Genomic DNA, 13,292 nt, shown 5'->3' with positions numbered 1-13,292 from the left:
GCCCTCGCTACCGGGAGGGGACGCCGACCGCCCGGCCGACGATCTGCCCCTCGTGCAGGAGCTCGTAGGCCTTCGGCACCTCGTCCAGGCTGAAAGTACGTGTCTTGATGTGGATCTGGTTACGCTGGGCCATGCCGACGAGCTGGGCCAGTTCGGCCCGGCCGCCCCACAGCGAGGTCGAGACGTTGATGTTGTACGGGGCGCTGAGGAAGCCGATCTTCACACCGCCGCCACCGGCACCGACGATGACGATGTGCGACTCGTAACCGGCACAGGCCAGGGCCAGTTCGCTGGTCTTGTCGATGCCGACGAAGTCGAAGATGACCTCGGCGCCACGGCCCCCGGTCATCTTCTTCACCTCCGCCGCAGCCTCCGGGCCGGACGGCAGAACCTCTTGCGCACCGCACTCTTTCGCGAGCTCTAGCTTCTCGGGGGCGACGTCCATCGCGATGATCCGGGTGCCCGTGAGCTCACGCAGCAGCTGCACGGCCACGTGGCCGAGACCGCCGACGCCGAGCACGACCGCGGTCGAGCCGCCCTTGAGCTTCGGCAGCACGGAAAGGATGGCCTGGTAGGGCGTCAGGGCGGCGTCGGTGAGGGATGCGGCGCGCACCGGGTCGAGGTCACCGATCGGCACCAGGTGGCGCGGCGTGTCGACGACCATGTACTCGGCCATCGCGCCGTCGGAGCCCAGACCGGGCGAGGTCATGCCCTTCAGGCAGAGGTTTTCCTTTCCAGCGGCGCACATTTCGCAGACGCCACAACCCCAGCAGCCGTACACGATGACCGGTGTGCCGACCTCGATACCGGTCGCGCCGGCGCCCAGCTCCTCGACGATGCCGGCCGGCTCGTGGCCCAGCGTCATCGGCAGTTCGTAACCCATCGCATCCGGCACGGACATGACCAGCTCGTCCGAGTGACACAGGCCGGCCGCGGTGATCTTCAGCAGGACCTGTCCCGGCCCGGCGACCGGCTTGTCGATCTCCACGACCTCAGGGCCCTTGCCGATCGTGCGGTACTGCACGGCTTTCATGACTGACCTCTTCCACGAGATGTCGCCGCGTCGGTCGGGCGTCGCCATTTCCGGTGAGACGTCCAGGCGCGGGCACAACAGACGTTAGTCCTACATGTGTCGTTTAAATCGAGGACGAAGCTCCCGAACCCCCCATAGCGGCCACTCCGGCGGTGTGACATGCGCCGAATATATACGCAGCGTGATTTCGTTATCGGATTCGTGACGGGGAGTGAGCCGATCGCCTGCAAGCCCAACGACTACCTTCCGTAATCGCCAGCCGGTGTGGCCAACTTGTGATGACACAGAGCGACGGAAACGGCGGCCTCGACGAAGAGCCGACGAGAAGTCACCACCCATCGTCACGCAATGGGGTTTCATGTCCAGACCGAGTACCACCATGTCCCACGGTGGGCGTCCGTCCCAGACGCCACGCCATCACAGTCCTACGCAGAGCAACGGCCGTGTCCCCGGTCGCCTCGGCAAGAACCGGCGTCAGCGCGTCGCCCTCGTGGCGTCGTTCCTCGCCCTCCCGGTGTTCCTGTCCGGCTGCTCCACCGAGTGGGCCTCCATGAGTCCCTCGCTCACGGCGAAGACACCGGCCGCTCGCAGCGTCGTCCCCACGCCGCACGCCACGGCCACCCCGAGCCCGACGGCGACGGCGACCACCGCGTCCGTAAACCCCTTCGCCGGAGGCGAGCTGGCTGACGGATCGGCGAAGCACACTCAGGCGGTCGGCGACCACTCATTGGTCGTCAACTACTGGACCGACGACAGCGACACCAGCGTGCACCTCTCGGCCGAGCTCAAGGGCGCCGACAGCCTGCACGCGGTCAAGGTGACCCGGTTCGCCGCCACCCTGGAGCACAGCGACGGCAGCAATGTGTCGCTGGCCGACGACCAGGGCGAGTTCGTGCTGACCCCGCCGTACTCGTACACCTCCGCGCTGGCGATCCCCACCGCTACCGACACGGCCGACCGGACCATCGACGTCCGCTTCGACCTACTCGTCGAGACCGAGCCCGGCTCGGGTGCCTTCTACCGCCAGACCGTTCTGGACACCGTCGCGCTGAACGTGAGTTCAAGCAGCGAGGCCGCCAGCGAAGGAGCTTCCCAGTGAGCAGCAACAACGAGATCCTCATCGCCCGTGAGCCCGGCGAGGTGCACGTCGTCACCCAGGTGCCGGTGCGCCGCAACCCGCAGCTGCCGGACACCCGGCCCTTCCACCAGCGCATGCTCGATGCCGGCCAGCAGGCCGCGGCCCGGGCCCTGCACCTGCCGGCCCAGACCACGTCGCCGGAGAGCGGCACCGCCGATCTGGAGATCATCCGCCACGCCCGGATCGCCTGCGTCATCCCGGCGTACAACGAGCAGGACAGCATCGCCGACGTGCTGGAGTCGCTGCTGTCGCAGACCCGCCTGCCCGACGTCATCCACGTGGTCGTCAACAACACCGACGACGACACCGTCGAGATCGCGAACCGCTACGTCGGCCGGCACCGCCGCACGGTCAAGGGCCAGACCTACGAGACCACGATCCACGTGCACGACATGGGCGTGAACCCGGACAAGAAGGTCGGGGCGCTGAACTTCGGCTTCCGCCTGGCCCGTGGCTACGACTACCTGCTGGGTGTCGACGGCGACACCACGGCCCACCGCCAGGCGGTGGAGTGGCTGGAGAAGGAGATCGTCGACGACCCCCGGATCGGCGGCATCTCGGCCATCTACTCGATCGACAAGAGCAAGATCGAGGGCGGCATGGCCAAGTTCCTGGTGGCCGGGCAGCGCGCCCAGTTCGCCGGGTTCAACATGGACAACCTGCTGCGGGGCCGCAACATGGCCGTGCTCGGTGGCCAGTTCAGCATCTTCTCGATGCAGGCCCTGCAGACCGTGATGCTCCGCGACCACCAGAACACTCCCTGGGTGCGGGACTCCGAGGTCGAGGACTCCAAACTCAGCCTGCAGATCCGCGACGCCGGCTTCAGCACCAAGATCAGCGCCCGGGCCCGGGCCTACGTCGGCGCGATGGAGAACCTGCGAGCGCTGCACGGTCAGCAGGTGAAGTGGAACTACGGCGCCATCGACCTGATGTGGCCGGGCCAGCGGGGTGACACCAAGGGTCAGCCGCTGCACCCGAACCTGCGGCTGCGCTGGTTCGAGAACTTCTCGATGGTCTCCAACATCGTCAGCCGGATGGCCTTCTTCCTGCTGCTGGCGGCGGCGCTGTCGATCCATGCCTTCGTGTTCAACCCGATCTGGCTGCTCCCGCCGGTGATCGCGATCGCCCTGAACCTGCGTCTGGCCATGGCCATGCACGACAAGTCGGCCTCGGACTACCTGTTCTGCTTCCTCCTGCCGGCCGAGGCCTACATGTGGATCCGGATCGGCCACTTCCTCTCCGCCTGGACGCAGTTCTTCGCCCGGGTGGAGAAGGACAACTGGGCGGCTCAGGCGGCGGCCGAGAAGGGCCGGGGCGCGGCGTACATCTTCCCGCTGGTGGTCTTCGCGGCGGTGTTCGGCCTGCTGATCCTCGCCTGGAGCCAGCAGTCGATCGGGGTGCAGGCCGCGATCCTGTCGCTGGGCTGGCCGGCGCTCTACATCTTCACCGTCGTGCAGACCCTCTTCATGGCCCGCAAGGTGTTCCGCCGGCAGCGGGGTTTCACGGTCTGAACCCTGGCGCCTGCGGACGTCCGGTCCGCCACCGGCGGTAGGTAGGGACACCCGCCCCGGGTCCGGAGGACCGGACCACAGCGGCCGGTGCGTGAGAGACGAGTGCGTGACTCGTCCTCTCCGCACCGGCCGCTTCTGTCTTTTGTCGAGGTCTGCTCGGTGCAGCGGGCCTCGAGCGGGCTCCCTCCGGGCGCCTAACGTCGAGTCCCTGCCGTCCCGGGGGGATTCTTGAAAAGCTTCCAGACTCAAGTGCTACCGACCGGTGTCGATGGGGATCCCGTGGCCCTCGACGCGAACAACGCCGAATGACCCGCACGTCCGTCTTCCGCCGGTTCTCCGGCGGACTGATCGCATCCACGGCCGTCGCCGGGCTCGCGCTCGGCAACGCCCTCTCCGCGAACGCAACCGCAACCGCGTCCTCCATCGGAGCGGGCCCACCTGCGTCCCCCATCCGGCAGACCGCGACCTGTTCCGGCGCGCCGTTCGTCAGCAAGCCGTCCAAGACGCTCTGGTACCGCATCCCCTCGCTGGTGCGGACGCCGAAAGGCACCCTGGTCGCGTTCGCCGAGGCCCGGGACAACAACGACGCCAGCGACATGGGCGACTACGACATCGCGACGGCTCGTTCCACCGACAACGGCTGCACCTGGAGCGCGCCGAAGGTGATCGCCAGCGACGGCGCGAACCGGGTGGCCAGCCCGTCGGCCCTGGTCGACGCCGAGACCGGCAACGTGCTGGTGCTCTCCAGCGTGAGCGTGCGGGAGAACTCCGGTGGCCAGGGCAAGGGCCTGTACCTGCAGACCAGCACGGACGACGGCAAGACGTTCTCGGCGCTGCTGAGCAACCCGATGAAGGCGGACGGCCTCAAGGGCGGCCTGGCCGGTCCGGGGCACGGCATCCAGCTGACTCGCACCCATGCCGGCCGACTGCTGTACCCGGTGGCGTACAAGACCAAGGAAGGTCTGTACGGCGCCTACGGCATCTACAGCGACGACCACGGCGCGACCTGGCACACCGGTTACCAGCAGCTCGACACCGGCGGCACGCACGACTGGATCGAGGGCACCGCGGCCGAACTGGCGAACGGCGATCTGTTCATCAGTTACCGCGAGCGCATCGACCAGGCCCCGGCCGGTACCGCCCGCGAGTGGGCGCTGTCCAAGGACGGCGGGGAAACGCTGTCGGGCCAGGGTTTCGCCGCGTCCAAGCTGCCGATCGTGTCGGTGCAGGGCGCGGCCCTGACGCCGTCCGGAAGGTACGACAACGTGCTGCTGTTCACGGCGCCCGCTGATCGCACCCGTAACCTCCGGCGTGACCTGTCGATCTTCGTCAGCACCACCGGTGGGAAGACCTGGCGCAGCCGCTACCAGCTGGAGCTGCACAGCACGCCGGGCTCGTACTCGGACATCGTGCAGATCGGGGCCGGGGTCGGGGTGCTCTACGAGACCGGTACGCAGACCTGGAAGGAGCACATCGCCTTCCGCAGTGTGGCCCTCTCGCAGGTGATCAACCCGGTGAAGGTCAGCTCGAAGATGACTTTCTACCGCAACAGCAAGCCGGTGCCGACCACGCAGAACGCGAAGGCACAGGTCAAGGTGAGAGTGCCGGGTACCGCCAGACCGCCGGGACGGGTCACGCTGACCGCGACGGCCAAGAGCGGTGCCAAGCGCAGCGCGTCCATCGATTTCACGTACTCTAACAAGGGTTCTCGCTGGGTTGTGCTACCGAGACTGGTGGCTGGCAGGTACCGGCTGACCCTGACCTACTCCGGCACCGGCCGGATCAAGGGCACCTCGGTGGCCGCGGGCACGCTCACGGTGGTCCCGTAGATCCCCGACGGAATCGCCCATAACCGGCATACTCGGGGCGTGCGTCACAGCAGCCACACAACTAACGGCCTCCGAGCCCGGCTCCTCCCCTGGGCAGGAGCCGGGCTCTGCGTCGTTCTGGCATCTTGTTCGAGCAGTCCGGCAGTGGACGACGAACCCCGCCGGCCGGCCTCCACGGCGTCGGTCAGCCCGCCGTCGCCCACCACCCCGGCACCCGATCAGTTCACTCTGGTCGCCACCGGTGATGTCCTGCTGCACAAGCCTTTATGGATCCAGGCGAAGCGGGATGCCCAGGCCACCGGGCGCAGTCGCCTGGATTTCGCACCGATGATGGACGAGGTGCGCACCTATGTGGAGAGCGCGGACGTCGGGTTGTGTCATCTGGAGACGCCCCTCGCTCCCCCGGGCGGCCCGTACTCCTCCTACCCGAGTTTCTCCGGCCCTCCCCAGATCGCCGCCGGGCTGGCCGCGACCGGTTACGACGTGTGCAGCACCGCCAGCAATCACACCTTCGACCAGGGCGGTGACGGGATCGACCGCACCCTGGCCCGGCTCGACGCGGCCGGCCTGCGACACACCGGCTCCGCGCGCACCCAGAAGGAGGCACGGCGCATCACGATGCTGCGCGTGAACGGAGCGAAGATCGCTTTCCTCTCGTACACCTACGGTTTCAACGGGATCGACTATCCGCAGGGGCAGACCTGGCGGGCGAACCTCCTTCAGGAGTCGACCGTGCTGAAAGACGCCGCCCGGGCCCGGAAGGCCGGTGCCGACGTGGTGGTGACCTCGCTGCACTGGGGGCAGGAGTACCAGCAGACCCCGTCGGCCGACCAGGCCTACCTGGCTCCCCGGCTGGCGAAATCCGGAAAGATCGACCTGATCATCAGCCATCACGCCCACGTGGTGGAGCCGGTGCAGAAGATCGGCCGCACCTGGGTGGTCTACGGGCTCGGCAACCTGCTGGCCGACCACGACACCCCGGGCAAGGCCAACGCCGAGGGCCTGCTGACCCGGTTCACCTTCACCCGCTCACCCGGGGCCCGGCGCTTCACCGTCTCGAAGGCCGAGTACGTGCCCCTGCTGATGACCAAGAAGACACCGCACCGAGTGCTCGACGTGCGCCAGGCCCTGCGCACGAAGGACTACGGCTCGACCACCCGTCCCCGGCTGCTCCAGGCCCTGCGCCGCACCACGAAGGTGGTGGAGAGCATGGGCGGGGCGAAAGCCGGCTTAACCCCCGCAACCCCCTGACCCCGTAACCCCTTGTCCGTGATCATGCAAAACCTCCCCAGAGTTCTAGAACTGTCGCCGGGAGAGTTCTAGAACGCCGGGGAGGTTTTGCATGATCACGGAAGGTTTGGGGGAGGGGTTGTTCGTGATCATGCAAACCATCGCCCTAGCCCTTAGCTTTCAGCCATGTGGCTCGTACTGGCGGTCGGTGGCGTGCTCGTCGTTCTCACCGGGTGGCTCCCCCGGGCACAGGCGTACGACGTGGCGGTCGAGCGCGCCCTGCCGGTACTCGGGTTCCTCGTCGCCATCACGATTCTGGCCGATCTGGCCGAGAAGGCAGGGGTTTTCGATGCCGCGGCCCGGGTGGCGGCGCGGCTGGCCCGGGGCTCGACGCTGCGGCTGTTCCTGCTGATCGCCGCACTGGGTGTGCTGACCACCGTCGGGATGAGCCTGGACACCACCGCGGTGCTGCTCACGCCGGTCGTGCTCACGGTCACCGACAAGCTAGGCCTGCGCCCGATGCCGTTCGCGCTGCTCGTGGTCTGGCTGGCGAACACCGCGAGCCTGCTGCTGCCGGTCTCCAACCTGACCAACCTGCTCGCGATCAGCCGGCTCGACATGCACCCCACCCAGTTCCTGGCCCGGATGGCCCTTCCCGAGCTGGCCTGCGTGCTGGTGACGGTGTTCTACCTCTGGCTGATCCACCGCCGTGACCTGCGCGGGAGCTTCGACCCGCCCGAGCACGTCCCCCCGCCGGACCCCTGGACGTTCCGCGTCTGCGCCCTGGCCTGCCTGGCTCTCGCGCCCGGCGTGGTGGCCGGCTTCGAACCGTGGGTCGTGGCAGTGCCCTGCGCCCTGGCCGCAGTGACGGTGTTCGCCGTCCGTGCACCCTCGGTGCTGGGGATCTGGCTCCTGCCCTGGAGGATCGTGCTGCTGACCGAAGGACTCTTCCTCGTCGTCACCGCGCTGACCGTGCACGGTGGACGCGACCTGATCGAGCACCTGGCCGGGCAGTCGACCCTGGCCACCGTGATCACCGCGGCCGGTGCGAGCAACCTGGTGAACAACCTCCCCGCCTACCTGGCCGTGGAGTCGGCCGTCCCGGCAGGCCACACCACCCAGCTCCTCGGCGCCCTGATCGGCACCAACGCCGGCCCTCTCGTCCTGCTCTGGGGCTCCCTGGCCACCCTGCTGTGGCGCGAACGCTGCCGCCAGCGAGGCGTCGAGATCAGTGCCCTCCGCTTCGGTCTGGTCGGACTCGGCGGCCTCCCCCTGATCCTGCTGGGCGGCTGGGCGGCGCTGCTGGTGACGAGTTAAAGAAGGTGCCAGGTACATCCCCAGCTCGTTAGCCTCCGTCCGTGCAGATTCGCAGGGAGACCGCGGCTGACCGGATCGCCGCCGACGAGGTTCACCGACGAGGCTTCGGGGACGAAGGGCCCGTGATCGTCCGGCTGCTGACCGCGCTTCGGGCCATGCCGCCGTCCTCGAGCGATCTGGCGCTGGTGGCGGAGGAGGGCGGCGAGGTCGTCGGCTCGGTTCTCTGCACCCGCAGCCTGCTCGATGCCCCACGCCGGCTGGTCGACGTGGCGGTGCTCAGCCCGCTGGCCGTAGCCCCCGGACATCAAGGGCGGGGAATCGGGTCGGCGCTGGTGCGGGCCGCGATCGAGGAGATGTCGAAGACCTCTGTCCCCTTGTTGTTCCTCGAGGGCGATCCGGCCTTCTACCGTCGGGTCGGTTTCCGCGCGGGCGGGCCACTGGGCTTTCGCAAGCCGTCGCTGCGCACCCCCGACGCGGCGTTCCAGGTGGTGAAACTGCCCGCCTACGAAGACTGGATGAGCGGCACACTGGTCTACGCGCGGGAGTTCTGGGACAACGACTGCGTCGGGCTGCGGGAAGCGGGCGCATGACGTACGACGAGGTGGTCACCACCCTGCGGGCCGCGGGCTGTGTGTGGGCCGAGGAAGAGGCCTCGCTGCTTACCGAAAGCACAACCTCCTCGCTGGATCTCGAGGCCATGGTGACACGGCGGGCGCAGGGGGTCCCGCTCGAGCTCGTGGTGGGATGGGCGCGGTTCCGAGGGCTGCGGATCCGGGTCGAGCCGGGGGTCTTCGTCCCCCGTCTGCGCACAGAACTCCTTGCCGGGCAGGCCATCTCGGCCGTCAGACAACTGGATCAGCCGGTGGTCGTCGAGCTCTGCTGCGGGGCCGGGGCGATCAGCGCCGCGATCCTGGCCGAGACCACGGCCACGTTGCACGCCGCCGACATCGACCCGGTCGCCGTCCGGGTCGCCGCCACCAACCTGGGCACCCGGGCGACCCTGCACACCGGCGATCTCTTCGCGCCGCTCCCCCAGCAGTTGAGGGGACGGATCGACGTGCTCGTCGCCAACGTGCCCTACGTTCCGACCGGCGACATCCCCTTCCTGCCCGCGGAGTCCCGGCTGCACGAACCCGGCGCGACCGTGGACGGGGGCGGCGACGGCCTGGCCCTCTTCCGGCGCCTGGTGATGGGCGCCACGTCGTGGCTGGCGCCCGGCGGACGGGTCATGTCCGAGGTGAGCGAGCGCCAGGCACCCCTCGCCGAGGCCATCGTTGCTGGTCAGGGACTGGAGACTGAGCTCCACGAAGACCCCGACCTGAATGCGACGGTCGTCACAGGCGTCTTTTATTCGGGAACCAACGCACCCAACTGATCGTTGTTTTCCCCTTGGCCCGAATTGCGATCTCCTTGAACCGGGTTTATACCTGGCGTACCCGAATCGGGTTCCGACCATGTGGAGCCCGGTCAGTACAAGGGAGTTCCTGTGGACTCGGACGTCCTCCGCCTGGATGCGTCTGCCATTGACTACGTGATCCTGGCGTCGTATTTCGCTGTGGTCCTCGGTATCGGTGTGCTGGCCCGTCGGCAGGTGTCGAGCAGTATCGACTTCTTCCTGTCCGGCCGATCACTGCCTGCCTGGGTCACCGGCCTCGCGTTCGTCTCCGCGAACCTCGGTGCCATCGAGATCATGGGTATGTCGGCGAACGGCGCGCAGTACGGCCTGCCGACCATGCACTACTTCTGGATCGGCGCCGTTCCGGCGATGCTGTTCCTCGCCGTGGTGATGATGCCGTTCTATTACGGCTCGAAAGTTCGCTCGGTGCCTGAGTTCATGCTGCGCCGGTTCGGTCCGGCCGCGCACCTGGTGAACGCGCTGAGCTTCGCGCTCGCGCAGGTGCTGATCGCCGGCGTGAACCTGTACCTGCTCGGCACCATCGTGAATGTGCTGCTGGGCTGGCCGCTCTGGGTCTCCCTGATCGCCGCCGCCGCGATCGTGCTGGTCTACACCACCCTCGGCGGTCTGTCAGCGGCGATCTACAACGAGGTGCTGCAGTTCTTCGTCATCGTCGCTGCGCTGCTGCCGCTCACGCTGGCCGGTCTGCACAAGGTCGGCGGCTGGGAAGGCCTGAAGGACAAGATCAGCGCCAGCCCCGGCGGCGCCGAGCAGCTCTCGGCCTGGCCCGGTAACGAGCTCTCCGGCTTCAACAACGACTTCCTCTCGGTCTTCGGCATCATCTTCGGCCTCGGCTTCGTGCTCTCCTTCGGCTACTGGACGACGAACTTCGTCGAGGTCCAGCGCGCGATGGCTTCCAAGAGCATGTCGGCCGCCCGCCGCACCCCGGTGATCGGCGCCTTCCCGAAGCTGTTCATCCCCTTCATCGTCGTGATCCCCGGCATGATCGCCGCGGTCTCGGTGCAGGAGATGGTGCAGTACAAGGCGAACGGCGGCACCGGCGGCGACGTCACCTACAACGACGCGCTGCTGCTGCTCATGCGTGACCTGCTGCCGAACGGCCTGCTGGGCCTGGCCATCACCGGTCTGCTGGCCTCGTTCATGGCCGGTATGGCCGCGAACATCAGTGCCTTCAACACGGTGTTCAGCTACGACATCTGGCAGACCTACGTGGTGAAGGACCGCCCCGACGAGTACTACCTCAAGGTCGGCCGGGTCATCACCATCGTCGCCACCATCGCCGCGATCTTCACCGCGGTGATCGCGTCGGGCTACTCGAACCTGATGGACTACCTGCAGCAGCTGTTCTCGTTCTTCAACGCACCGCTGTTCGCCACGTTCATCCTCGGGATGTTCTGGAAGCGCATGACGGCCACGGCCGGCTGGGTCGGCCTGGTGGTCGGAACCAGCTCTGCCATCTTCATCTTCATCCTCTCCGAGACCGACGTGATCAGCCTGCAGGGTCAGGGCGCGAGCTTCCTGGCGGCGGGTGTGGCCTTCGTGGCCGACATCGTGATCAGCGTGCTGGTGACGATGGTGACCAAGCCGAAGCCCGAGTCCGAACTGCGGGGTCTGGTCTACTCCCTGACGCCGAAGGCCGACCTGAGCGAGAACCGCACGGGCGACGAGGCGGTCTGGTACCGCTCCACCCCGATGCTGGTGGGCGTGGCCGGCGTGCTCGTGGTGGCCCTGAACATCATCTTCTTCTAAGGAGCCACCGTCATGGCAGAGACCTCAGAAACAGCGGAGAAGACCACCACCGCCGGTGCCTTCGACATCCGCACCATCATCGGCGGCCTGATGGGGATCTACGGGGTGATCCTCCTGGTCATGGGCCTGTGGTTCACCGACGCCAGCGAGATCGACCGGGCCGACGGCATCAACCTGAACACCCGCGTGAGCATCGGCCTGCTGGTGTTCGCGGCCATCATGCTGGCCTGGGTCTTCCTCCGGCCGCTGCGTGTGCCGGTGGAACAGGACGATTCCGAACGCCCGGAGTAGCGTTGGGCAACACCGTCCGGCCTCGAACGCAGGAGTGAGAGCATGGCAACCAGGGCCCTTCCGGAAAGTCATAAGGACCTGCTCGAACGAGCCAATTTCGCCCACCTGGCCACGATCCGTCCCGACGGGTCACCCCAGAGCAGCGTGATGTGGTTCGCCTGGGACGGCGAGGTGCTGAAGCTGACGCACACGAAGAACCGGCAGAAGTTCGCGAACCTGCAGAACGAGCCCCGCGTGGCGCTGTCGGTGCTGGACCCGGAGAACCCTTACCGGTTCGTCGAGGTCCGGGCGAAGCTGGAGTCGGTGGAGGACGACGACGCCGATGCGTCCTTCTACCACTCGCTCCAGATCCGCTACGGCAACGTCTATCCGATCAGTGATGCCGATGTCCGGGTGGTGCTGACCTTCCGCCCGGAGCAGTTCATCGCGGTCGTCGGCGGGTCTGTCGTCAACTGAACCATCCCCCAGCCGTCCGGGGCATCTCCCCACGGGGAGGTGCCCCGGACGGCTGTTCAGCCCAGTTGCCGCCGCAGAATCTCCGGAGCCTGCGTCAGACTCGGCCCGTACCAGGTCAGATGCCGGCCACTGACGAGGGCCGAGGGCACGGGGACGAACGCCTCCGGGCCGTCGTCACGGGTGAACGCGTAGGGTTCGTCCGGTAGCACCACCAGATCAGCCGGCACCGAACGCAACTCGTCCAGCTGGATCTTCGGGTACCGCTCGGCGTGATCTGCGAACACGTTGAACCGCCCGAGCCGGGCCAGCACATCGCCGGTGAACGTGTCGCGGCCCACCACCATCCACGGACGCCGCCAGACCGGGACGATCACCCGCTGCTCCGGCGCGGGAACCACTGCTGACCAGGATTTTTCGGCGTCGAGCAACCATCCGGGAACCTCCGGTCCACAAGCGGCCGCCAGCATCCGCCGCAAACTGGTGAATGCCTCGGGCACCGTACGCACCCGCGTCACCCAAACGTTCAGCCCGGCCTCTCGCAATGCCCTCAGATCCTCCGGCCGGTTCTCCTCCTCGTTCGCCACCACGAGATCCGGTGCGAGTCGCCGAATTCCCTCGAGGTCGGGATTCTTGGTGCCGCCCACGCGGACGACGTCCAGATCGCCCGGGTGGGTGCACCAGTCGGTCGCCCCCACCAGCAGACCCGGTCTGGTTGCGGCCAGGCTCTCGGTGAGCGAGGGAACGATCGAGACAACCCGCCCCACCGTGACCGGCACCCGAACGGGTGCCCCGAGGTCGTCGTCCATCATCGGCCGCTGTTCACGAGAAGTCACCGTGCGCCTGACGAAAATGCTTGAGGACGCCGGTCAGCTCGCCCATGGCCGCTTCGTCCAGGCCCAGCGAGGTGAAGACCTCACGGTTCAGGCTGTCCGTGGCCTTGGACACCAGTTCCCGCCCGGGATCGGTGATCTCGGCCAGGGTGGTGCGCCGGTCGGTGGCGTGCGGCATCCGCCGCACCAGCCCTCGCTGCTCACACCGGTCGACCGCATTGGTGACGCTGGCCGGATGCACCTGCAACCGGGCACCGATCCTCGAAAGTGGCAGGGACCCGGTCTTCGTGAAGGCCAGCAGCTGCAGCAGTTCGTAGCGGGCGAAGGTCAGGTCGTGCGGCCGCAGCGTCTCCTCCACCCGCGCCATGAGGATCTGGTGCGCCCTCACGATCGAGGTCACGGCCGCCATCCCGGGCGCGGCGTCGTCCCAGCCGTGGGCGACCCACTGACGTTGCGCCTCTTCGATCGGGTCGAAAGGCAGCTGGCTCATG

The 13,292-nt window shown here is 67.6% G+C and carries 13 protein-coding genes; 10 read left to right on the top strand and 3 right to left on the bottom strand.

Annotated elements, in window-relative coordinates:
- Window positions 1-7: 7 nt before the first annotated feature.
- Window positions 8-1,033 (bottom strand): NAD(P)-dependent alcohol dehydrogenase, encoded by a 1,026-nt coding sequence (locus QSK05_RS03620; RefSeq protein WP_285593894.1) that lies wholly within the window; start codon window positions 1,031-1,033, stop codon window positions 8-10.
- 358 nt (window positions 1,034-1,391) lie between these two features.
- Between QSK05_RS03620 and QSK05_RS03615 the strand changes: the two genes are divergently transcribed.
- The 10 genes from QSK05_RS03615 to QSK05_RS03570 all read left to right on the top strand — a co-directional run bounded on the left by QSK05_RS03615 (window position 1,392) and on the right by QSK05_RS03570 (window position 11,971).
- Window positions 1,392-2,132 carry a hypothetical protein gene (locus tag QSK05_RS03615; RefSeq protein ID WP_285593863.1) on the top strand — a complete coding sequence of 247 codons (741 nt, stop codon included), beginning with the start codon at window positions 1,392-1,394 and terminating at the stop codon, window positions 2,130-2,132.
- A gap of 113 nt (window positions 2,133-2,245) precedes the next feature.
- Window positions 2,246-3,682 carry a glycosyltransferase family 2 protein gene (locus QSK05_RS03610; RefSeq protein WP_502879730.1) on the top strand — a complete coding sequence of 479 codons (1,437 nt, stop codon included), beginning with the start codon at window positions 2,246-2,248 and terminating at the stop codon, window positions 3,680-3,682.
- 305 nt (window positions 3,683-3,987) lie between these two features.
- Entirely contained in the window at window positions 3,988-5,511 is a 1,524-nt protein-coding gene (locus QSK05_RS03605) for a sialidase family protein (RefSeq protein ID WP_285593860.1), read from the top strand.
- Window positions 5,512-5,655: 144 nt separating this feature from the next.
- Window positions 5,656-6,762 (top strand): CapA family protein, encoded by a 1,107-nt coding sequence (locus QSK05_RS03600; protein ID WP_285593859.1) that lies wholly within the window; start codon window positions 5,656-5,658, stop codon window positions 6,760-6,762.
- Between the two features lie 165 nt (window positions 6,763-6,927).
- A complete protein-coding gene (locus QSK05_RS03595; protein ID WP_285593857.1) occupies window positions 6,928-8,058 on the top strand; it encodes an SLC13 family permease in 1,131 nt (376 codons plus the stop codon).
- A gap of 41 nt (window positions 8,059-8,099) precedes the next feature.
- Window positions 8,100-8,648, top strand: coding sequence for a GNAT family N-acetyltransferase (locus tag QSK05_RS03590; protein ID WP_285593856.1), 549 nt, complete (start codon window positions 8,100-8,102; stop codon window positions 8,646-8,648).
- The gene (locus QSK05_RS03585; RefSeq protein WP_285593854.1) at window positions 8,645-9,433 is read left to right on the top strand and encodes a putative protein N(5)-glutamine methyltransferase; all 789 of its coding nucleotides are present in this window, start codon (window positions 8,645-8,647) and stop codon (window positions 9,431-9,433) included. Before QSK05_RS03590 ends, QSK05_RS03585 begins: the two co-directional genes overlap by 4 nt.
- Window positions 9,434-9,544: 111 nt before the next feature.
- A complete protein-coding gene (locus QSK05_RS03580; RefSeq protein ID WP_285593853.1) occupies window positions 9,545-11,224 on the top strand; it encodes a sodium:solute symporter family protein in 1,680 nt (559 codons plus the stop codon).
- A gap of 12 nt (window positions 11,225-11,236) precedes the next feature.
- The gene (locus QSK05_RS03575; RefSeq protein WP_285593852.1) at window positions 11,237-11,515 is read left to right on the top strand and encodes a hypothetical protein; all 279 of its coding nucleotides are present in this window, start codon (window positions 11,237-11,239) and stop codon (window positions 11,513-11,515) included.
- Window positions 11,516-11,557: 42 nt separating this feature from the next.
- Window positions 11,558-11,971 carry a PPOX class F420-dependent oxidoreductase gene (locus tag QSK05_RS03570; protein WP_285593850.1) on the top strand — a complete coding sequence of 138 codons (414 nt, stop codon included), beginning with the start codon at window positions 11,558-11,560 and terminating at the stop codon, window positions 11,969-11,971.
- Between the two features lie 56 nt (window positions 11,972-12,027).
- Here the strand turns inward: QSK05_RS03570 and QSK05_RS03565 are convergent, their stop codons facing one another.
- Both QSK05_RS03565 and QSK05_RS03560 read right to left on the bottom strand, forming a co-directional pair.
- Window positions 12,028-12,777, bottom strand: a complete 750-nt coding sequence (locus QSK05_RS03565) for a helical backbone metal receptor (RefSeq protein ID WP_352300232.1) — start codon at window positions 12,775-12,777, stop codon at window positions 12,028-12,030.
- 13 nt (window positions 12,778-12,790) lie between these two features.
- Window positions 12,791-13,291: a MarR family winged helix-turn-helix transcriptional regulator gene (locus QSK05_RS03560; protein ID WP_285593847.1), complete on the bottom strand. Its 501-nt coding sequence runs from the start codon at window positions 13,289-13,291 to the stop codon at window positions 12,791-12,793.
- Window position 13,292: the final 1 nt, after the last annotated feature.

Source organism: Kineosporia sp. NBRC 101731 (assembly GCF_030269305.1).
In the GTDB taxonomy this organism is placed as follows: domain Bacteria; phylum Actinomycetota; class Actinomycetes; order Actinomycetales; family Kineosporiaceae; genus Kineosporia.
Note: the sequence above shows the minus strand (reverse complement) of the source record. Positions and strands in the feature narration are given on the sequence as shown.